The following is a 21,111-nucleotide window of genomic DNA, read 5'->3' as shown; positions in this document are numbered from 1 at the left end:
GAAACCTCCTAATTATATCTTTTATAATAATGTTTACAAAGAAATTGCACCTAATAATCCTATATATACTACATATATTGTAAACAGTAACATTCCATGTTTTCTATCAATTTGTTTTTTCATTGTTCCACATAATACCAATATACTCATTAAAAGAAGAGAAAATGGAATATCAAATACTAAAGTTTGAGGAACATTTAAAAGACTTTTATTTAAAAAGGTTATATCCCTAGTAGATAAGTATAATCCATTTTTAGGAATCATACAACAAGTTCCTAATACCATAGTCATATTTAAAAAATTGGCACCTACTATATTTCCAACGGATATTCCTTCATGACCCTTTAGAGTAGCAGTAACTGATGTTACTAATTCAGGTAAAGAAGTCCCTAACGCAATCAATGTAAGACTTATAATTTGCTCAGGAACATGAAAAATCTTAGCTATTTCTACCCCATTATCTACTAATAGTCTTGCCCCTAATACAACTAAAAAACCTCCTAAAATAAATTTCATACCATTAAAAAATATATTTTTTTTATTTATATTTTTATGTGAATAAGTTGAAGTTTTAGATCCTTTATAGTTCACTTCTACTATATTTATAATGATATATATAATGATAAAGGATAGCAGTATCAACCCTTCCTTTTTTAAAATTACTTTATCTATTGCAAATCCATAAAAACAAGCTAAAGAAGCAATCATCAAAAACCCTTTCATGCTAAAAAATCTTCTTCTTATAGCTATGGGAGAAATACACGAACAAATTCCTAATACAAAACCTATATTACATATGGTTGACCCTAATGCATTTCCTACAGCCATTTCTGGGTGACCTTTTAATGTGGCAATTGTAGATACAAAAAATTCTGGCAAAGTAGTAGCTAAACTGACCAAAGTTGCTCCTATTAAAATAGGAGGTATTCCTGTAACTATAGCAATTTCTACTGCTGCATCTACAAACAAATCTCCTCCTTTAATGATCATAATTAATCCTATTAAAAACAATCCAAAAATAATTAAGTTTTCCATAATATCCTCCCAATTCTTTTTATATCACTATATATATACAAAAATAATTGGTTAGATATTACAAATAAAAATAAAACTACATTCTAAATATATAAATTTTTATTTAATATGAAACAATAGCTGAAATATTTCAGCTATTGTTTCATATCTTCTCCTACTATAATAGTAATATCTACTTTTGCATCTGTATGAATATCACTTTCTACTTGTTTGACTCCTAAGAGTTTTGCAATATGTTTTGCTTCAGATTCTTTATTCTTCCTATCATAAATATGAGTTTTAGCATACTTAATTCCGTCTACATTTCCTACTTTAATAACATCATAGCCTTCTTTTTTTAATTGATTACCTATCTTGGTCGCTAATCCATTAATGTTAGAACCATTTAAAACTTCAACTGTAACCTTCTTTTTATTCTTATTTTGATCACCATCATTTGTCTCTACACGATCTATGCTTTCTTTTGTCTTATAATTTCCACTAAATATTTCTTGTATCATTTTTTCTGTATTTTTCATATCAGGTACATAATAAGAAATTCCATTGATCATCTTTGGAACTCCTGGAATAGTAACCATATGAATATCTTCTCTATTTATATCTTTGGCGTACATTGCATAAGAGGTCATCTGTGAAACTGGCATATTTGTATCTACATAAGTAGTAAAAGTACTTAATAATTTAGGTAACCTTACAATTGTTTTAGGTGATAACAATTTATCTGATAATGCCGTTAAAAAATTATGCTGAGCATTAATTCTTCCAATATCTCCATCTGGATATCCTCCACCATTGTTGCCCTTTCGATATCTTAAAAATTGCATAGATTTATCACTATCTAATACTTGTCTCCCTTTTTTAAGATTGATTCTTAATGGTGGATCTGCCTTTGGATCATAATAATTCATGTTAATAGGTACATCTACCTCTACTCCACCTATATCGTCTATAATTTTTGCTACTCCTGTATAATTTATTCTAACATAATAATGGACAGGAACACCCAAAAGATCTTTTACAGCTTTCATAGAAAGATCTATGCCTCCATAAGCATGCGCATGGTTAATTTTATCTTGTCCTTTTCTTCCTCTAATTAATGTCCTTGTATCCCTAGGTATAGAAATGACATCTACCTTCTTTGTATCAGGATCAAAGCTTGCTAACATAATCGTATCCGTTCTAGCTTTTTCACTAGATTTTTTATCTTTAGCATCTACTCCTACAACTAATACATTTACTCTTTCCTTTTTTTCTGGCGGCGTATCTTCATTGGTAATTTTTTCATCACTATAACTTTGACCCTTGCTAATATCAGTTAAAAATATATAAGTTCCAGTAACCATAGCAATAGTAAAGCAAGTAAAAGCTATGATAAGTACTTTAAAAAAACTCTTCACAATCTCACTCCTATCAAAATGACTTTCTCTGTAGTAGAAGAAAATTCCTAGCATGAATAGTATCCGGATGTAGAAGTTCTCCTTTTTGTACAATATAATGAATCGTATGATCTAGTGCCTTTAACACGCCTTCATCCAAATTTAAAAAAGCAACCTTTCTCAATTCCTCTACCTTTGGAAATGATCTATTAGGCTCTATATAATCAGCCAAATAAATAATTTTCTCAAGGATAGACATATCTCTTTTTCCAGTAGTATGAAAACGAATCGCATCTAAAATTTCTTCATCCTTAATATGAAACTTTCTCTTTGCTAGTTCTGCTCCAACCATTCCATGAAGCAGTGATGGATGAAAAGAAAATATATCATTGTGTAGTATATCAAAATCTTTTGCATAATGCAATAATTCTACATTAGAAAAATCTTTTGCCAAATCATGGATTAGTCCTGCTATAGATGCTTTTTCAATGGATTCATTATAAATTCGAGCAAGCTTTATAGCTGTTTCCTCTACTCCTAAAGAGTGTATATATCTTTTATGAGATAACGAATTTTTAAGTTCTTCTTTAATTTTGTTCATATCTATCAACTTCTACACCTCTTTATATATATAGGTTGTTTTTATAAATATAATATTCAACAGCTTCTGGTAATAAATATTTAACAGATTGTCCTTTTCTAACTCTATTTCTTATATCTGTTGAGGAAATAGCAAGAGCTGGTAAATCAATTTTTTTGATGCAGGTTCCATATTTTTGTTTCAATTCTTCAATTTTTTCATCTACATAAGAAGCATTCATTCCAGGTCTAGTAGCAGCTATAAAATTGCATAACATAGATAGTCTTTCTACATTTTTCCATGTTCCTAGTTCACAAATAGCGTCTGCTCCTGTAATGAAAAAAAGCTTGGTATCTTCTGTGTATATTTTTTTTAATTTCTCTATCGTACAAATTGTATAAGATATTTCATTATTTTCTAATTCAATTTTAGATACTTCAAAGTGGGGATTTGTAATTGTAGCTAAAAGAGTCATAAAATATCTATGCTTGCCATCCGTTAAGCAAGAATCTACTTTATGCGGAGGGATTCCTGCAGGAATAAAAATAATTTTTTCAAGATCATATTCACAGCGGATTTGCTCTGCAATCACAAGATGACCATAGTGAATAGGATCAAAGGTTCCCCCCATGATTCCAATCTTTGTATGCTCCTTTTTAGGCTTTTGAATAATATCTAATCCATGTACGGTTGACATATATTCTCCTCCAGAATATTTATTAAAATTATATTTTGTTTCGTAACTCTATTATATACGATTATCAAATTTTGACAATAAAAATCAAAAACTTTAACATACAAAAAATCGAGTATACACTCGATTTTTTTACTTTGGTATTTGTATTTGTGGATCTTTTCTAGCTTGTCTATATAATACAAATTTATTTCCAATAGCTTGTACAAAATGTGCATTTGTCTTTTTTGCTACTTCATTTGCAGTTTCTTTCGTATCTAAAAGACTATTATCTAATACATGAATTTTAATAATTTCTCTTGCTTCTAATGCATCATCTAATTGTTTGATAAAGCTATCTGTAACTCCACCTTTACCTATTTGTCCTATGGGTTTAATTCCATTTGCAATACTTTTTAAATAACTTCTTTGTTTTCCTGTTAATATATCAATATTTTTCATTGAAACCTCCATTAATCATAAAATTCAAATTCAAAATCAAATATTTTTACCGTCTCTCCATCTTCAATACCTAATTCCTTAAGCTGATCTATTACTCCATTTTTCATTAAGAAATTTTGAAAATATCTTAGCGAGTCCATATCTTCAAAATTAGTAGAATAAAAAAGTTTTTCAATTCTTCTTCCTTCTAGGATATAATAATCACTTTCTTTTCGAACAATAATATCTTTTTTATCTTCTTCTGTTAATTTATATTCTTTGTACAGTTCATCTTCTTCGATAAAAGGAATTTCCTCTATTTCATCTAATTTATTTGCTACATAACTCATTAATTCTTTTAATCCCTTACCTGTTGCAGCAGAAATAGGAAATACTTGATGACCTTCTTTTTCCATTTTTTCTTTAAAATGATTGTATATACTTTCATCAGAAAGAATGTCTATTTTATTAGCAGCAATCACTTGATGTTTTTGTGATAATCTCTTTGTATATTGATTTAATTCTTCATTAATTTTACAAAAATCATCATAAGGATCTCTTCCCTCTACTCCAGAAATATCTACTACATGAATCAAAAGTTTTGTTCTCTCTACATGTCTTAAAAATTCTAATCCCAGACCTACTCCTTCATGAGCTCCTTCAATAAGCCCTGGAATATCTGCTAATACAAAACTATTTTGATTGATGGATACTACCCCTAAATTAGGTGTTATTGTTGTAAAATGATAATTTGCAATTTTAGGCTTTGCACTTGTTACTGTAGCTAAAATTGTAGATTTACCTACATTAGGAAATCCTACTAATCCTACATCTGCTAAAAGTTTTAATTCAAGAATTATCCATCTTTCTTCTGGAACATTTCCACTTTCAGCAAAATTTGGAGCTTGTCTCGTAGAGGTAGTAAAGTGAACATTCCCTTTTCCACCCTTTCCACCTTTTGCAACAACTGCCTTTTGTCCATTTTCTACTAAATCTGCAATAATTTTTCCTGTTTCTTCATCTCTGACAATCGTCCCTGGCGGAACCTTTATAATCAGATCCTTTGCATCTTTTCCAAATTGCTTTTTTGCTTTTCCACTTTCACCATTTTCAGCTATATATCTTTTTTGATATCTAAAATCCATCAATGTTCTTAATCCTTCATCTACGATAAAGATTACACATCCGCCTCTTCCTCCATCTCCCCCATCTGGGCCTCCTGCAGGAATATACTTTTCTCTTCTAAAAGAGACAGCACCGTCTCCACCTTTTCCACCTTTTATAAAAATCCTCGCTTTGTCTACAAACATATCATCACCCTTAAATTTCAGCTTATTCGTTCTTTTATTATTTCCAAATTTTTATTTATTATTTACATATTATAAAACCCATGCTGTCAAGCATGGGTTTAAATTATTCTGCAACTGCAACTTCTCTTGCATATACGCTTACTTGTTTTTTGTCTTTTCCTTTTCTTTCGAACTTAACAACTCCGTCAATTTTTGCAAAAAGAGTGTCATCTCCACCTATACCTACATTGTTTCCAGGATGAATTTTTGTTCCTCTTTGACGAACAAGTATGCTTCCGCCGCTTACAAATTGTCCATCTGCTCTTTTTACACCCAATCTTTTTGATTGACTATCTCTACCATTTTTAGAAGAACCTACTCCTTTTTTACTCGCAAATAACTGAAGATCCATTTGAAATAACATATCCTCTACACCTCCTCTTCTACAAAACTTATATACTGTTTATAAGACTCTTTCGTCCCTTTCATTCCAATGACCATGGTTTCTAAAATTAAATCTGCCTTCTGTCTTAAATCATTTGTTAATAAAGGAATATCACAATATAAATATCCATCTTTGATCTCATAAGTAACATCTATACCTAATAATTCATGAAGTGACAGAATAGTAGTTTGTGCAAGAATAGAAATGCTTGCACAAACAATATCTTTTCCATATTCAGCAGAGTTTGCATGTCCTATTACTGAATAGGCAATTATTTCTTTTTTAAAGTTTCTTTTAATAGAAATAGAAATCATTTATAAAACGACCTTTATCCATTAATTTTTTCAACTTTAATTTTTGTATAAGGCTGACGATGTCCTTGTTTCTTTCTGTAGTCTTTTTTGGCTTTATATTTGAATATAATAACTTTTGGGCCTTTTCCATTTTCAACTACAGTAGCAGAAACTTTCGCTCCTTCTACAACTGGTGCTCCAACAGATAATTTTCCGTCTTTTGATAGAGCTAATACTTTATCGAATTCAATAGCTTCTCCTTCACTCACTTCTAACTTTTCAATGAATAAAGTGTCTCCTTCTTGTACTCTATATTGTTTTCCACCTGTTTCAATGATTGCGTACATAATTACACCTCCTCTAACCAGACTCGCCAAATACTAGGTAACAAAGTTTTAAAACCCGATTTGTGCGGCTACCTACAGATTAGTATGATATCACAATTGTTCTTAAAAGTCAACTTTATTTCCCAAAATCATATTTATAAAATGTTTTTCTTCTTTACTTAAATTTTTTTCTTGTATATATTTTTCAAATAAATCTGGCCTATTTCTTTTTGTCATCTTAAAAGATTCCAGCATTCTCCACTCTGCAATTTTTTTATGATTTCCAGATAAAAGTATATCTGGTACCTTAACATCCAAAAAAACACTTGGTCTTGTATATTGTGGATATTCTAAAAGCCCATTATAAAAAGATTCGTCCATATAAGACTCCTCTTGTCCTAAAACTCCAGGAAGCAACCTACAAATTGTATCTATCATGACCATTGTAGGCAATTCCCCTCCTGTAAGTACATAATCTCCTATAGATATTTCATCTGTTACCCAAGTATCAATAACTCTTTGATCAATTCCTTCATAATGTCCGCATAAAAAAATCAAATTTTCTTCTTTTGAAAGATTCATTGCTATCTTTTGATTAAATGTTTTTCCCTTAGGAGACATATATATAACTCTTTTACCTTGTGCATGAATATGCTCCATTGCAGAATAAATAGGTTGAGGGGTCATAACCATTCCTGCACCTCCACCATAAGGATAATCATCTACTTTTTTATGTTTATCTACACTAAAATCTCTTATATTAATTGTATTGATATTTACTATATTTTTTTCTATAGCTCTTCCAATAATACTTTCAGTTAATGGTACAAACATATCTGGAAAGAGAGTTAAAATATCTATTTTCATTCTATCAACCCTTCAATAGTCGCAATGGTCATGATTCTTTTTTCTATGTCTACCTCTTTAACAAATTCACCTACAGCAGGAATCAATATTGTTTTTTTAGGATTTTTTACATCTTCTATTTCATAGACATCTTGAGCTGTATTTTGTATGATATTTTTAATATTTCCAATGAATACTTCATCTTGAGTATAAACCTTAATCCCTATTAAATCTGAAATATAATAAGTATCTTCAGGCAAATCTCTTCTATCTTCTTCATCAATCATTAAATATCTGGTTTTATACTTTTGTGCTTCGTTTCGATCGTCTATTCCTCTTAGCTTTAAAATAACTAAATTGTTTTTATACTTTACATGATCAATATAAAACTTTTTATCAGAGTCATCTATATATACAAATTCTAATTCCTCAAATCTTTCTTTATAATCCGTAAGAGGATACACTCTTATTTCTCCACGAATTCCTTGAACATTTACAATTTGCCCCACTTTAAATAATTTGACCATTACATCACCCTTTTTCTTATATATTACCCACTTCAAAGGATAAGATTCTAAAAATTCGCATATTCCTATCGAAATTCATCTTTATATTACAAAAGGATTAGGTATCCCCTAATCCTTTTTACATTATTGAATGATTTCTACTACTACTCTTTTATTTTCTTTCGTAGCAGCAGCCTTTGCTACAGTTCTTATTGCTTTTGCAATCCTACCTTGTTTTCCTATAACTTTCCCCATATCTTCTGGAGCAACTTTTAGTTCCACAATCAAGGATTGACTTCCTTCTATTTCAGTAACACATACTTCATCAGGGTTATCCACTAAAGCCTTCGCAATAGTTTTTACTAATTCACCCATGCTTTACACCCCCTGAAAGCCTCACTATGCTTTCTTAGACTGTTCAAATTTTTCTAAAACACCATATTTTCTGAATAGTCCTTTTACTGTATCAGTTGGTTGAGCGCCATTTTGTAACCATTTAATAGCTTTTTCATCATCGATTTTTACTACTACTGGTTCAACTACAGGATTATAGTAACCCACCTCTTCAATGAATCTTCCATCTCTAGGTGAACGAGAATCTGCAACTACAACTCTATAGAAAGGCTTCTTTTTAGCTCCCATTCTTTTTAATCTGATTTTTACTGACATTGATCTTCACCTCCTTCAATAGTAAGTTTGAATTTATTTTCCAAAGAATGGAAATTTCATTTTTCCACCCTTTTTCATGCTTTTTTCCATCCCCGAGAATTGTTTCATCATTTTTTTTGTCTGAGCAAATTGTTTTAATAAACTATTTACTTTATTTACAGTCATTCCACTGCCCTTTGCAATTCTCTTTCTTCTACTTCCATTAATAATACTTGGATCGTTTCTTTCTTTTTTAGTCATAGATTGAATCATAGCTTCAATATGAACTAATTCTTTTTCATCAATTTGCAAACCTTTTAATTGTTTGCTATTGATTCCTGGAATCATCTCTAACAATTGACTCATAGGTCCCATTTTCTTCATTTGTTGTAACTGATCTAAAAAATCGTCAAAGGAAAATTCTTGATTTTTTATTCTTTTTTCAAGTTCCTTTGCTTTTTGAACATCAAAATTAGCTTGTGCTTTTTCAATTAAGCTCAGCACATCTCCCATACCTAATATTCTAGACGCCATTCGTTCTGGGTAAAATGGTTCTAAATCATCTAATTTTTCACCCATCCCTACAAATTTGATAGGCTTTTGGGTGACAGCTCTAACAGAAAGGGCTGCTCCTCCTCTTGTATCTCCATCTAATTTAGTAAGAACAACTCCATCTATGCCTAATTTCTCATTAAAATGCTCTGCTACATTGACTGCATCTTGACCTGTCATAGAATCTACTACAAGAAGGATTTCTTGAGGATTTACTTCTTTTTTTATATTTTCTAATTCATCCATCAATTCTTCATCTATATGAAGTCTACCAGCTGTATCAATAATCACTATATCATTTCCATGTTGATTGGCATGATTTACTCCTGCTTTTGCAATGTTTACAGGACTTACTTTATCTCCCATAGAAAACACTGGAATATCCAACTGTTTCCCGACTACTTGTAACTGTTTGATGGCAGCAGGTCTATAAATATCTCCTGCAACTAATAATGGTCTTTTACCCATTTTTTTAAGATATCCACCAAGTTTTCCTCCAGTAGTTGTCTTTCCTGCTCCTTGAAGTCCTACCAACATATAGACAGTCGGTGGTTTAGAAGAAAATGTCAATTTACTTTGAGTTATACCCATAAGAGCAGTTAATTCTTCATTTACAATTTTTATTACATGCTGTCCTGGTGTTAAGCTTTCCATTACTTCTGCTCCGACAGCTCTTTCTTTTACTTTGTTAATAAAATCCTTAACTACTTTAAAGTTAACGTCTGCTTCTAAAAGTGCAAGTTTTACTTCTCTCATAGCTTCATTAACATCTTTTTCAGTAAGTTTTCCTTTGCTTTTTAGCTTCTTAAGTGCATCTTGAAGCTTATCTGCTAATCCTTCAAAAACCACTTTTCCACCTCCTTGGGGGGCTATTTTTCTAGTATAGCATAGGACAGCTTTTTTATGGTTTCAATTTCTTTTTCTATATATGAAAGATTACTTTGTATATTTTCATTTTTTTCTATTTTTTCTACAATACTTAAGATCTCTTCTACTTGCTTTTTATTTAATAAAAATTTCTGTAAAAGTCCTAACTTTTCTTCATATCCAAATAATAATTTTTCTGTTCGTTTAATCGTATCATAGATAGCTTGTCTGCTCACTCCTAATTCTTCTGAGATCTCTCCTAATGAAAAATCATTTCCATAATACAATTCAAGTATTTCTTGTTGTTTGCCCGTTAATAATTGACCATAAAAATCATATAATAAACTCATTTGGAGTATTTTATCAAACATGAAGACACTCCTTTAACTGTAAAGGTGTTTTGCTTTACAGATGTATTGTATACTACATTTTTAAAACTGTCAATAATTTTTTTAATCTTCTTCTCCAAATAATGCATCTACAAAATCCTTTGGTACAAATTTTTGAAGATCATCCATTCCTTCTCCTACTCCAATTAATTTTACTGGTATTCCTAGTTCTGCACTAATCCCTAAAACTACTCCTCCTTTAGCTGTTCCATCTAGCTTTGTAAGAACAACTCCTGTAATATCCGTAACTTCTTTAAATGTTTTTGCTTGTTGAATAGCATTTTGACCTGTCGTTGCATCTAATACTAATAAAATTTCTTGTGTAGCATTACCAAATTCTCTCTCTACAATTTTTGATACTTTTCCAAGCTCATTCATTAAATTTTTCTTATTATGAAGTCTTCCTGCTGTATCACAAATGAGTACATCTATATTTCTAGCTTTTGCAGAAGCAATGGCATCATAAATAACTGCTGCTGTATCTGCTCCCTCTTGATGTTTAATTACATCTACTCCTACTCTATTTCCCCAAATTTCTAATTGATCAATAGCTGCAGCACGAAAAGTATCTCCTGCTGCTAGTAATACCTTTTTTCCCTCTGACTTAAATCTATGGGCAATTTTTCCAATAGATGTAGTTTTACCTACTCCATTGACTCCTACTACTAAAACAATGGCTGGAGAAGGTTCTATATTGATTTCATTTTCTTGTCCTTTATCTAATAGTTCAATTAAAATTTCTTTTAACAGTCCTTTTAGACTTTCTGATTCTGTAATCTTTCTTTCTTTAGATAAATTTTTCAATCTTTCAATAATTTCCATAGTAGTATTTACACCTACATCAGATGTAATTAATATTTCTTCAATTTCCTCAAATAATTCCTCATCTATCTTTTTATAGCTTTTTAAAACTGCATCTACTTTTCCAGCTATTCCTTCTCTTGTCTTGGTAAGACCTTTTTTTAATTTTGCAAAAAAGGTAAGCTTTTCTTTAGGCTCTTCTTTAACTTCTTCTATGAGCTCTTCTCTTATTTTTTCTGTAGCTTCAGGCTCTTGTATGATCATTTCTTCTTTCACTGGTTCTATTGGTTGTGGTTCTATTGGTTGTTGTTCTATCGGTTCTTCTTTGATTATTTCTTCCTTTATTTCATCTGCTAACTCTTCTTTAATTGTTTCTTCTTTAACTTCCTCTATCGGTTCATCTATAGATTCTTCTTTGATTTCTTCCATAGATTGAGGTTGATCTTTTATTTCCTCTTCTTTATTTTTTTTGAATTTTGAAAAAAATTTTTTAAACATATATTTTCCTCCTTAGCTAGCTTGTTCTTCTAATTTTACAGAAACTAATGTAGAAACTCCATGCTCTTGCATAGTCACTCCATATAAAGCATCTACAGATTCCATAGTTCCTTTTCTATGAGTCACCACAATAAATTGAGTTTGTTTTGAAAACTCTTTTAAAAAGTTTGCATATCGATATACATTAGCATCGTCTAATGCTGCCTCAATTTCATCTAAAATACAAAATGGAGTAGGTTTTACTTTTAAAATAGCAAACAATAAAGAAATAGCAGTTAATGCTCTTTCTCCTCCAGATAATAAAGAAAGATTTTGAAGTTTCTTTCCAGGTGGTTGAGCAACAATTTCTATCCCAGAATTTAAAAGATCTTCTTCATTTTCTAATAAAAGTTCTGCTTTTCCCCCTCCAAAGAGCTTTTGAAACACTTCATTAAAATTCATTTTTATGTTTGTAAAAGATTCATAGAACTGGTCTTTCATAGTATGTTCCATTTCTTTGATTACTTTTTCAAGTGATTCTATAGCAGTTTTTAAATCATCTTTTTGTCCTGTTAAAAATTCATATCTTTCTAATACCTCTTTATATTCTTCTATAGATCCTACATGTACAGTTCCTAATTCTTTGATCTTCTTTTTAATATTTTTAATTTCTTTCCCTGATTCCGCTATATTCACACAGTCTTTTTTGTATTCCAGCGCTTCCATGTAAGTCATTTCATACTCTTCTAATAATTTATTATAAAAAGATTCTTGTTGCATTTCTAGTCTAGCAAGTTTCACTTCTATTTTATGACTACTATCTTGTAATTCCACTACATTTTGTGTAACATTTTTTAATTTTCCTTGAACTTCTTCAAATCCTTTTGTATTTTTATTCTTTTTTTCTTTTTCCTGCACCATATTGAATTGACATTGTTTTTTCAAAACTTCAGCATCTTTAATTTCTAATTTAAATTTATCTAGTTCTTTTTGTAAAATTTCTTTATTTCTAATAAATGATTCAATTTCTTTTTTCTTACTTTCTCTTGTTTCTTTTAATTGATTCAGTTTGTTTTTAAAATCTTTCATACTTTTATTCATATGTTCTTTTTTTTCTTCTAAAGAAGCAATCTTTATTTTAAGTTGAGTTACTTCTTGAGATATCTCTTCTTTTTTAATTTTTTTATCTTCATAGATCTCTTTTTTAGAAGATACTCCATTTTTAATATTTATTTCATCTTTCTGTAATTTTTTTATTTCATCTTCTTTTTGTTGTATTTCATTTTGTGTATCAATAGTATCTTCTTCTAATTGATGCATCTCTAAATAAATTCTTTCTATGCTTTCTTCATAATTTTTTATATCTTTATCAAACTGTTCTTTTTTATTCTTTATATGAATCAAATCAATTTCTTTTTCTTTTAATTCTTGTTCTTTATTTTTCAATTGATTCATCTTTATTCGTAATACTTCTTTTCTTTCTTTTATATCTTCATTTTTTTGATCATACTCTTTATAAAGAATATCTAAATCATAATTTAACTCTTCAATTTCTGTTTTTCGACTTAATATATTTAACGTTTTAGAATGGTAACTTCCTCCAGTTATAGCTCCACTTGGATTTATCACATCTCCATCTAAAGAGACAATTTTATATTTTATTTTTTTAGATAATATAATTCCATTTTTTATATCATCCACCAAAACAATTCTTCCTAGTAAATATTCAAATATATTTTTATATTCTTTAGGAAAACTTACTATATCTACAGCAAAGCCCATAAACCCTTTTTCGTGTTTAAAAATTTCTTTTTTAGAATGTTCTTTATCCAAAAAACGATCCATAGGAAGAAAAGTCACTCTTCCTAAGTTATTTTTCTTTAAATGTTGAATCATTTTATTTGCATCTTGGGTTTTTTGACAAACTATATTTTGCATACTACTTCCTAAAGCTACTTCAATAGCTGTCTCATGTCCTTTTGGTACTTTTAAAAGTTTTGCCACAACGCCTTTTATACCATTTCCTAAGTCTTCATTTTTTTGAGCTTCTACCAAAGTATTTTTTACACTTTTATGAAAACCTTCATACTCTTTTTCCATTTCTTCTAACAAGCTTTTTCTTGTTGTTTTTTGCTGAATGTTTTCTTTGATTCTCACATTTTGTTCTTGATCTTTTTGTATCATATTTTGAAATTGTTCTATTTCTTTTTGAAGAAAATCTTGATCTTTTTTGATTTTATTTAAACTTTCATCTTTTTCTTTTAAAATATTTTCTATTTGAGCTTTCTCTTGAAGCATAATATTTTTATTGGTCTGTATCTGATTTTTTTCTTCTTCAATTTGATTTTTTCTTTTAATCATATTCTTTTGTAAATTTATTAACCCTTGCATATAAGTTTTATAAGATGCCATTTCATTTAATATTTCAATAACATTTGTCTTTTCATTCTCCATTTCATCTTCTTGTTGCTTCAATACTTGATTGATATTTTTAAGTACATTTAGTTTATCTTCTAATGATTTTTTTTGTACTTGTAAAAATTTATTTTCTTCTTCATAATCCTTCGTTATACCTTCTAACTCAATCATATATTTTTCTTCATCTTTTTTTGTATCTTCTATTTCTTTATTGAGTCTATCTATATTATTTATGTTATTATGAATTTTTTCTTGATAAAGTCCTATTTCTCCATCTTTTTTTTCTATAAAATGAAGCGTATCAAATATATTGTTTTGGAGTTGAGCAATAGATGTTTCTAATTCTTCCATTTCCTTTTTATAATAATCATACGTTTTTTCAATTTGTTTTTTCTCTTCTGAATAATGATCAAACTGATCTAATATAATTCCTTTTTGTTCTTGTAATTCCTTCATTTCATATTTCAAGTTTTCCATTTCATGAACAAATAAATTAATTTCTAAATCTTTTAGTTTCTCTTGTAATTCTAAAAAACTTTTCGCTTTTTCACTTTGTATTTTCAATGGATCTATTCTACTTTTTAATTCTTTAATAATATCATCAATTCGAATTAAGTTTTGTGTGGTATTTTCTAATTTTTTTTGAGCATCTTCTTTTCTTGTTCTATATTTTACAATTCCAGCAGCTTCCTCAAATAAAAGTCTTCTATTTCCTGACTTATTGTTTAATATTTCATCTATCTTTCCTTGTCCAATAATAGAATATCCATCTACGCCTACTCCTGTATCCATAAAAAGTTCTCTAACATCTTTTAATCTACACAAAGATTTATTAATAGAATACTCACTTTCTCCTGAACGATATACTCTTCTAGTAACAGTAATTTCTGTATAGTCTACTGGTAGCTTTCCATCTTCATTGCTTAAAGTTAAAGATACCTCTGCCATTCCTACTGGTTTTCTTTTTGTCGTTCCAGCAAAGATTACATCGTCCATTCTACTTCCTCTTAAAGTTTTTGCACTTTGTTCTCCTAGCACCCATCTAATGGCATCGGAAATATTACTTTTTCCACTTCCATTAGGTCCTACAATTCCTGTAACCCCTTTTTCAAAATCTATTTGTATTTTATTTGCAAAAGATTTAAATCCCTGAAGTTCAATTTTCTTTAGGTACAAATTTGAAACACCTCTTCTTTTTTAGTCACATTTTATCATATATAAAAAATTAATTACAATGCAATTTAAAGCCTATCTTTCATAGATAAGTTTTAAATTGCATTATCCAAATACTATTTTTTAGTATAGAGGACTTTATTTTCCCCATAAAAAATTTGTAATTGGTTCAATTTCAAGTCATTATTCCTGACAATACTAATCTTTTGAATTTTATATTTTTCTTTAATAAAATCTATATTTTCTTTTTTATGTCCCACTATACTTGAAATATTTTTCTCATGAACCATCAACTTTACCCATTGAATATTCCTTATTTTATGTATAAAAAATACATCATCGAGTACTTCTTTGAAAACTTTAGATTCTACTAATTGTCTAAAAGCAGAATGAAAAGGCCCTGCCACAACCTCTCTTCCTAACAAAATATTTTCTGTAGGCTGTAGTCCTATTCTTATAACAGGAATATTGTGTTTTGTAAATTGTAGTAATAATTGTTTGCTTATATGCACCGCTTCCTCTACAGATAACGGATGATATTCTCCTTCTTCATACATTTTCTCTAGATACGTACCTTTAATTACTAAAGTAGGATATATTCTTACAAAATTAGGCTTTAGCTTAATAATTTCCTTAGCTGTATATTCTGCTTTCTCAAGAGTATCAAACGGAAGTCCTACCATCATTTGAAGACCAATTTTTACATTGAATTTTCTCAAGACTTCAACAGCTTTTATCACATCTTTAGGTGAATGTCCTCTATTGCTTTTTTTGAGTACTTCCTTATCCATAGACTGTACTCCTAACTCTACAATAGATACACCATATTTTTGTAAAAATTCAACAATAGCTTCATTAATATAATCAGGTCGAGTGGAGATCCTAATATCATTAACCATCCCTTTAGTCTTCCATTTATAGGCTATCTCTAAAAGCTCTTGTTGCTTTTTTTGTTCTATTCCTGTAAAACTTCCTCCAAAAAATGCAATCTCTACATGTTTATCTTCTGCACTTTGTATTGTAGCCATATAATCTATAATCTGCTGGTTGACTTGATCTTTTGTAATTTCTTCTTCACATCCAGTGATTTTTTTTTGATTACAAAAAACACAGTCAAAAGGACATCCCTTATGAGGCACAAATATAGGAATAATATAGTGTTTTTTTGCCATGTTACATCACCTTCTTTAAAGCCTTTTGTGCTGCATTTTGTTCTGCTTCTTTTTTACTTTTACCTGCCCCTTCTCCTAAAACCTCATCTCCTATTTTTACTTGTACATAAAAAATCTTATTATGATCTGGTCCTTCTTCATTGATCACTTCATAAGAAATCTTTTTTGTGTTGATACTTTGAACAAATTCTTGTAATTGAGTTTTATAATCTTTAAAAATTTTACCTTCAATAGCATCTTGTATAGTTTCATGTAAAGTTCTTAATATAAATTCACTTACTTTTATTAATCCTCCATCTAAATAAATAGCTCCTATAATCGCTTCAAAAGTATCTGCTAATATAGATACCCTCTCTCTTCCTCCTGTGACTTCCTCTCCCTTTCCTAACAGAAGATAATTTCCCATCTGCATATTTATAGAACAATTGGCTAATGATGGCTCACATACAATACTTGCTCTTATTTTAGTAAGCTCTCCTTCTTGTAGAGTAGCTAAATGATTGTAAAGATAGTCACTAATTACAATACTAAGTACTGAATCACCTAAAAACTCCAATCTCTCATTATAAGGAATCTTTCTTTTTTTATGTTCATTGGCATAAGAACTATGTGTTAAAGCTTCATTCAAAAGTTTTATATTCTTAAATTCATATCCTAACTTTTTCACTAGTTCCTTTAAAATTTCTTCTCTTTCTTGTTTTATACGCTGCAATTTTTGTCCTCCTTCATATTGATGCACTTTTTCATCTTAGTTTATTGTACACTTTTTTGATCTATTTTAAAAGTTCCCATTAAAATATAAAATTTCCATATTTTCTATATATGATAAAATGGGAAGTCTTTTAAAGACTCCCCATTTTATCTAATATTTTTTAAATAAAATAGATGCATTATGACCACCAAAACCTAATGAATTAGATAGTGCATATTCTACATTAGCTTCTCTTCCCTGATTTGGAACATAATCTAAATCACATTCTTCATCTTTTGTAGTATAATTCATAGTAGGAGGTATAAAATTTTGTGTAAGTGCCATAATACAAGCAATTGCTTCTACCCCTCCTGCAGCTCCTAATAAATGACCTGTCATAGATTTCGTTGAACTTACTGCTAGTTTATATGCATGTTCTTTAAATAAAGATTTGATAGCCATTGTTTCAAATTTGTCATTATAATATGTTGAAGTCCCATGAGCATTAATATAATCTACATCTTTAGGTAAAATTTTAGCATCTTTTATGGCATTTTCCATAGATCTTTTAGCTCCTTCACCCTCTGGAGCTGGAGCTGTAATATGATATGCATCCCCACTCATTCCATAACCTACTACTTCTGCATAAATATGAGCATCACGATTTATTGCATGTTCTAATTCTTCAAGAATTAATATTCCTGCTCCTTCTCCCATGACAAATCCATCTCTATCTTGATCAAAAGGTCTGCTTGCCTTTTCTGGCTCATCATTTCTTGTAGACAATGCTTTCATAGATGCGAATCCTGCTACGGCTAAAGGAGTAATAGAAGCCTCTGCTCCTCCTGTAATCATAATATCTGCATCTCCTCTTTGAATGATTTTAAAAGCATCTCCAACTGCATTGGTAGAAGTAGCACATGCAGTAACGACTGTAGTATTTGGCCCCTTTGCTCCAAAAGTAATAGAGATTTGTCCTGCTCCAATATTTGAAATCATCATTGGAATAAAAAATGGACTTACTCTACCTGGTCCTTTTTGAAGAAGTTTTTCATGCTCCTTTTCAAAAGTTTCTATTCCCCCTATACCTGATCCTACTACGACTCCAAATCTATTTTTGTCTATTTTCTCTAAATCTAATTTAGAATCTTCTATAGCCAGCCTACTAGCAGCTACTGCATACTGAGTAAATTTGTCCATTCTTTTTGCTTCTTTTTTATCTATATAATCCGTTGGTTCAAAATTTTTTACTTCGGCCGCAATTTGAGTAGTATATTTTTCTGTATCAAATTTTGTAATTTTTCCAACTCCATTTTTCCCTTCTCTTAATCCTTTAAAAAACTCCTCTTTTCCAATTCCTATAGGAGTAATTGGTCCAAGTCCAGTTATAACAACTCTTCTATTCAAAATGAAAACCTCCCTAATCTTATTGTAAAAATGTTTTTGATACTACATAGCCATTCCGCCATCTATATGAAGCACTTGTCCTGTAATATATTTTGATTCATCCATACATAAAAAAGCTACAGCATTGGCTACATCCTCTGCTTTTCCTAATTCTTTCATTGGAATTTGATCCATTATTTGTTTTTTTACTTCATCTGATAAAATTTCTGTCATATCTGTCTGAATAAATCCTGGAGCTACTGCATTTACATTGATCCCTCTTGATCCTAATTCTTTTGCAATAGATTTTGTAAATCCTATTACTCCAGCTTTGGATGCAGCATAATTTGCTTGTCCAGCATTTCCAGTTACACCCACTACAGATGCTACATTTACAATTTTACCACTTCTTTGCTTCATCATTTTTTTAGTAACTGCTTTTGTACAATTGTATGTTCCTTTTAAATTAATGCTAATTACTTGATCCCAGTCTTCTTCTTTCATTCTCATTAATAAATTATCTTTTGTAATTCCTGCATTATTAATCAAAATATCAATAGACTCAAATTTACTTTCTACTTCTTTTATAAACTCTGCTACTTCTTCACTATTAGAAACATCTGCTTTTAGTGCAATAGCTTCTCTTCCTATTTTTTTTATTTCTTCTACTACTTCCTCTGCCTTTTGAGGATTACTTGTATAATTGACAACAATATTAGCTCCTAGATCTGCAAGTTTTAGTGCAATAGCTTTTCCTATTCCTCTAGATCCTCCTGTAACAATAGCAGTTTTTCCTTCTAATCTCATCATAATCTCCTCCTATTTTAAAACAGCATCTACTACTGCTTCTAAAGTTTTTATATCTTCTACATTGTAGATGTCTACTTTTTTATCTTCTTGTTTACTAATTTTTTTAATAAATCCACTTAATGATTTTCCTGGTCCTATTTCTATAAAAGTATCTATTTCTTCATGAAGCATTTTTATAACACTATCTTCCCATAATACAGACTGACTAACTTGCTTTATAAGTAAATCTTTTACCTGTGATGAATCTTTATAGTAACCTCCATTTACATTTGCAATAACAGGTACTTTTAAATCTTTTATCTCTATATTTTCTAATTCCTTAGATAAATTTCTACCTGCTTCTATAAGCATCGAGCAATGAAAAGGTGCACTAACTGGAAGAACCACTGCTTTTTTTGCACCTAACTCTTTCGCAAACTCACAAGTTTTTTCTACTGCTACAATTTCCCCTGATATAACAATTTGTCCTGGACTGTTAAAGTTTGCAGCTTCTACAATTCCAAATTCTTTTCCTTTTTCTAATGCTTTATATAAGTCTTCTCTTTCCATTCCAAGGATTGCAGCCATTGTTCCTACTCCCAACGGAACTGCTTCTTGCATATATTTTCCTCTTTTTTTGACTAAAGCTACTGCATCTTTAAATTCCATTGCACCAGATATCACTAAAGATGCGTACTCTCCTAAACTAAGTCCTGCTGTAATGTGAGGATGTATTCCTTTTTCTTCTAAAACCTTTGCAATAGCTATACAAGTAGTTAAAATAGCAGGTTGTGTGTTTTCTGTTTTTTTAAGTTCTTCTTCAGGCCCTTCAAAACACATATTTTTCATATCATAACCTACAGATAAACTTGCCTCTTGAAAGATTTCATCTGCTACTTTATACTGATTTGAAATTTCTTTTCCCATTCCAACATATTGAGCTCCTTGTCCTGGAAATACAAATGCAATTTTTTTCATCCTATCCACTCCTTATTGCCATATATTATTCATAGATTGGTAATTTTCTTTCATTCCTAATATGATTTCTTCTATAATTTCTTTACAACTTTTGATATCGTCAATCATTCCTGCAATTTGTCCAGACATAATGGATCCATTTTCTACATCTCCATCAATGGCCGCCATTTTTAATTTCCCTGCACCTAGTTCTTCTAATGCTTCTATAGAACAACCACTCTTTTCTAACCGATCAAATTCCTTGGCTAACTTATTCTTAATGACTCTTACAGGATGTCCTGTACTTCTTCCTGTCACTACTGTATCTCGATCCTTTGCCTTTAAGATTATTTCTTTATATTTGTCATGAACCTGGCATTCTTTAGAGCATACAAATCTTGTTCCTATTTGTACAGCCTCTGCTCCTAAAGAAAATGCCGCCATCATCCCTCTACCATCTGCAACTCCCCCTGCTGCAATGACAGGAACATTGACTGCATCTACAATTTGAGGAACCAAAACCATAGTTGTAAGTTCTCCTATATGTCCCCCTGCTTCAGTTCCTTCTACGATTACTGCATCTGCACCTGCTTTTTCAACTCTTTTTGCAAGAGCAATGGTAGGAACTACTGGTATGACTTTTGTACCTATACTTTTTAAATCTTTTATATACTTTGACGGATTTCCTGCACCAGTAGTCACAACAGGTACTTTTTCAGAAAGAACCAGTTCCATGATTTCATCTATATAAGGAGACAGTAGCATTACATTTAGTCCATAAGGTTTATCCGTTAAAGATTTTATTTTATCAATTTCTTTTTTTACAATATCAGCAGGTGCATTTCCAGCAGCTATAATTCCAAGTCCCCCTGCATTAGATACAGCTGCTGCTAATTCAGCTGTAGAAATCCATGCCATTGCTCCTTGAAATATTGGATACTGAATACCTAATAATTTACATACCCTTGAATGAATCATATA

23 protein-coding genes are annotated in these 21,111 nt (G+C 30.2%); all 23 read right to left on the bottom strand.

The genetic code is table 11. The features are described 5' to 3' along the window. Positions 1 to 33: 33 nt before the first annotated feature. Positions 34 to 1,035 carry a calcium/sodium antiporter gene (locus EK368_RS05720; protein ID WP_129597325.1) on the bottom strand — a complete coding sequence of 334 codons (1,002 nt, stop codon included), beginning with the start codon at positions 1,033 to 1,035 and terminating at the stop codon, positions 34 to 36. A 134-nt stretch (positions 1,036 to 1,169) separates the two neighbouring features. Then, positions 1,170 to 2,432, bottom strand: coding sequence for an LCP family protein (locus EK368_RS05715; RefSeq protein ID WP_165000335.1), 1,263 nt, complete (start codon positions 2,430 to 2,432; stop codon positions 1,170 to 1,172). Between the two features lie 13 nt (positions 2,433 to 2,445). After that, positions 2,446 to 3,012, bottom strand: a complete 567-nt coding sequence (gene yqeK, locus EK368_RS05710) for a bis(5'-nucleosyl)-tetraphosphatase (symmetrical) YqeK (RefSeq protein ID WP_129597357.1) — start codon at positions 3,010 to 3,012, stop codon at positions 2,446 to 2,448. A 22-nt stretch (positions 3,013 to 3,034) separates the two neighbouring features. Beyond that, positions 3,035 to 3,688, bottom strand: a complete 654-nt coding sequence (nadD, locus tag EK368_RS05705; RefSeq protein ID WP_129597321.1) for a nicotinate-nucleotide adenylyltransferase — start codon at positions 3,686 to 3,688, stop codon at positions 3,035 to 3,037. A gap of 129 nt (positions 3,689 to 3,817) precedes the next feature. Beyond that, positions 3,818 to 4,111: a ribosome assembly RNA-binding protein YhbY gene (gene yhbY, locus EK368_RS05700; protein WP_129597355.1), complete on the bottom strand. Its 294-nt coding sequence runs from the start codon at positions 4,109 to 4,111 to the stop codon at positions 3,818 to 3,820. A gap of 26 nt (positions 4,112 to 4,137) precedes the next feature. After that, entirely contained in the window at positions 4,138 to 5,415 is a 1,278-nt protein-coding gene (gene obgE, locus EK368_RS05695) for a GTPase ObgE (RefSeq protein ID WP_129597319.1), read from the bottom strand. Positions 5,416 to 5,518: 103 nt separating this feature from the next. Then, positions 5,519 to 5,818 carry a 50S ribosomal protein L27 gene (gene rpmA, locus EK368_RS05690; protein WP_129597317.1) on the bottom strand — a complete coding sequence of 100 codons (300 nt, stop codon included), beginning with the start codon at positions 5,816 to 5,818 and terminating at the stop codon, positions 5,519 to 5,521. Between the two features lie 5 nt (positions 5,819 to 5,823). Then, the gene (locus EK368_RS05685) at positions 5,824 to 6,153 is read right to left on the bottom strand and encodes a ribosomal-processing cysteine protease Prp (RefSeq protein WP_129597315.1); all 330 of its coding nucleotides are present in this window, start codon (positions 6,151 to 6,153) and stop codon (positions 5,824 to 5,826) included. Between the two features lie 14 nt (positions 6,154 to 6,167). Continuing rightward, positions 6,168 to 6,479: a 50S ribosomal protein L21 gene (rplU, locus tag EK368_RS05680; protein ID WP_129597313.1), complete on the bottom strand. Its 312-nt coding sequence runs from the start codon at positions 6,477 to 6,479 to the stop codon at positions 6,168 to 6,170. Positions 6,480 to 6,581: 102 nt separating this feature from the next. Next, a complete protein-coding gene (gene trmD / locus EK368_RS05675) occupies positions 6,582 to 7,325 on the bottom strand; it encodes a tRNA (guanosine(37)-N1)-methyltransferase TrmD (protein ID WP_129597311.1) in 744 nt (247 codons plus the stop codon). Continuing rightward, positions 7,322 to 7,831: a ribosome maturation factor RimM gene (gene rimM, locus EK368_RS05670; RefSeq protein ID WP_129597309.1), complete on the bottom strand. Its 510-nt coding sequence runs from the start codon at positions 7,829 to 7,831 to the stop codon at positions 7,322 to 7,324. Before rimM ends, trmD begins: the two co-directional genes overlap by 4 nt. A gap of 123 nt (positions 7,832 to 7,954) precedes the next feature. Then, a complete protein-coding gene (locus tag EK368_RS05665; protein ID WP_053956977.1) occupies positions 7,955 to 8,185 on the bottom strand; it encodes a KH domain-containing protein in 231 nt (76 codons plus the stop codon). A gap of 24 nt (positions 8,186 to 8,209) precedes the next feature. Further along, on the bottom strand, positions 8,210 to 8,479 hold the full coding sequence (gene rpsP, locus EK368_RS05660) for a 30S ribosomal protein S16 (protein ID WP_129597307.1): 270 nt from the start codon (positions 8,477 to 8,479) through the stop codon (positions 8,210 to 8,212). 33 nt (positions 8,480 to 8,512) lie between these two features. Continuing rightward, complete coding sequence (gene ffh, locus EK368_RS05655; RefSeq protein ID WP_129597305.1) at positions 8,513 to 9,859, bottom strand: signal recognition particle protein; 1,347 nt, start codon at positions 9,857 to 9,859, stop codon at positions 8,513 to 8,515. A gap of 20 nt (positions 9,860 to 9,879) precedes the next feature. Continuing rightward, the gene (gene ylxM / locus EK368_RS05650) at positions 9,880 to 10,248 is read right to left on the bottom strand and encodes a YlxM family DNA-binding protein (RefSeq protein WP_129597303.1); all 369 of its coding nucleotides are present in this window, start codon (positions 10,246 to 10,248) and stop codon (positions 9,880 to 9,882) included. A gap of 81 nt (positions 10,249 to 10,329) precedes the next feature. Then, positions 10,330 to 11,283: a signal recognition particle-docking protein FtsY gene (gene ftsY / locus EK368_RS05645; RefSeq protein ID WP_341472776.1), complete on the bottom strand. Its 954-nt coding sequence runs from the start codon at positions 11,281 to 11,283 to the stop codon at positions 10,330 to 10,332. 294 nt (positions 11,284 to 11,577) lie between these two features. Then, positions 11,578 to 15,138, bottom strand: a complete 3,561-nt coding sequence (gene smc, locus EK368_RS05640; protein ID WP_129597299.1) for a chromosome segregation protein SMC — start codon at positions 15,136 to 15,138, stop codon at positions 11,578 to 11,580. 113 nt (positions 15,139 to 15,251) lie between these two features. Next, entirely contained in the window at positions 15,252 to 16,307 is a 1,056-nt protein-coding gene (locus EK368_RS05635) for an elongator complex protein 3 (protein WP_129597296.1), read from the bottom strand. Position 16,308: 1 nt separating this feature from the next. Further along, complete coding sequence (gene rnc, locus EK368_RS05630; RefSeq protein WP_243109367.1) at positions 16,309 to 17,019, bottom strand: ribonuclease III; 711 nt, start codon at positions 17,017 to 17,019, stop codon at positions 16,309 to 16,311. A 150-nt stretch (positions 17,020 to 17,169) separates the two neighbouring features. Then, entirely contained in the window at positions 17,170 to 18,405 is a 1,236-nt protein-coding gene (gene fabF / locus EK368_RS05625; RefSeq protein WP_129597294.1) for a beta-ketoacyl-ACP synthase II, read from the bottom strand. A 42-nt stretch (positions 18,406 to 18,447) separates the two neighbouring features. Beyond that, on the bottom strand, positions 18,448 to 19,194 hold the full coding sequence (gene fabG, locus EK368_RS05620) for a 3-oxoacyl-[acyl-carrier-protein] reductase (RefSeq protein ID WP_279222263.1): 747 nt from the start codon (positions 19,192 to 19,194) through the stop codon (positions 18,448 to 18,450). Positions 19,195 to 19,203: 9 nt separating this feature from the next. Then, positions 19,204 to 20,151: an ACP S-malonyltransferase gene (gene fabD, locus EK368_RS05615; RefSeq protein ID WP_129597292.1), complete on the bottom strand. Its 948-nt coding sequence runs from the start codon at positions 20,149 to 20,151 to the stop codon at positions 19,204 to 19,206. Positions 20,152 to 20,163: 12 nt separating this feature from the next. Continuing rightward, entirely contained in the window at positions 20,164 to 21,108 is a 945-nt protein-coding gene (fabK, locus tag EK368_RS05610; protein WP_129597290.1) for an enoyl-[acyl-carrier-protein] reductase FabK, read from the bottom strand. Positions 21,109 to 21,111: the final 3 nt, after the last annotated feature.

The sequence above is a fragment of the Anaerophilus nitritigenes genome (genome assembly GCF_004138215.1).
Taxonomy (GTDB): Bacteria; Bacillota; Clostridia; order Peptostreptococcales; family Thermotaleaceae; genus Anaerophilus; species Anaerophilus nitritogenes.
This window is presented reverse-complemented; position numbering and strand designations above follow the sequence as displayed.

Excerpts from the sequence above, each read along its gene's own strand:
- EK368_RS05720 (WP_129597325.1), bottom strand. The coding sequence starts at position 1,035 with ATGGAAAACTTAATTATTTTTGGATTGTTTTTAATAGGATTAATTATG.
- fabD (WP_129597292.1), bottom strand. The coding sequence starts at position 20,151 with ATGAAAAAAATTGCATTTGTATTTCCAGGACAAGGAGCTCAATATGTT.
- nadD (WP_129597321.1), bottom strand. The coding sequence starts at position 3,688 with ATGTCAACCGTACATGGATTAGATATTATTCAAAAGCCTAAAAAGGAG.
- rpmA (WP_129597317.1), bottom strand. The coding sequence starts at position 5,818 with ATGTTATTTCAAATGGATCTTCAGTTATTTGCGAGTAAAAAAGGAGTA.
- rimM (WP_129597309.1), bottom strand. The coding sequence starts at position 7,831 with ATGGTCAAATTATTTAAAGTGGGGCAAATTGTAAATGTTCAAGGAATT.
- fabG (WP_279222263.1), bottom strand. The coding sequence starts at position 19,194 with ATGATGAGATTAGAAGGAAAAACTGCTATTGTTACAGGAGGATCTAGA.
- EK368_RS05665 (WP_053956977.1), bottom strand. The coding sequence starts at position 8,185 with ATGGGTGAATTAGTAAAAACTATTGCGAAGGCTTTAGTGGATAACCCT.
- ylxM (WP_129597303.1), bottom strand. The coding sequence starts at position 10,248 with ATGTTTGATAAAATACTCCAAATGAGTTTATTATATGATTTTTATGGT.
- rplU (WP_129597313.1), bottom strand. The coding sequence starts at position 6,479 with ATGTACGCAATCATTGAAACAGGTGGAAAACAATATAGAGTACAAGAA.
- trmD (WP_129597311.1), bottom strand. The coding sequence starts at position 7,325 with ATGAAAATAGATATTTTAACTCTCTTTCCAGATATGTTTGTACCATTA.
- EK368_RS05635 (WP_129597296.1), bottom strand. The coding sequence starts at position 16,307 with ATGGCAAAAAAACACTATATTATTCCTATATTTGTGCCTCATAAGGGA.
- yqeK (WP_129597357.1), bottom strand. The coding sequence starts at position 3,012 with ATGAACAAAATTAAAGAAGAACTTAAAAATTCGTTATCTCATAAAAGA.
- EK368_RS05685 (WP_129597315.1), bottom strand. The coding sequence starts at position 6,153 with ATGATTTCTATTTCTATTAAAAGAAACTTTAAAAAAGAAATAATTGCC.
- rpsP (WP_129597307.1), bottom strand. The coding sequence starts at position 8,479 with ATGTCAGTAAAAATCAGATTAAAAAGAATGGGAGCTAAAAAGAAGCCT.
- fabK (WP_129597290.1), bottom strand. The coding sequence starts at position 21,108 with ATGATTCATTCAAGGGTATGTAAATTATTAGGTATTCAGTATCCAATA.
- obgE (WP_129597319.1), bottom strand. The coding sequence starts at position 5,415 with ATGTTTGTAGACAAAGCGAGGATTTTTATAAAAGGTGGAAAAGGTGGA.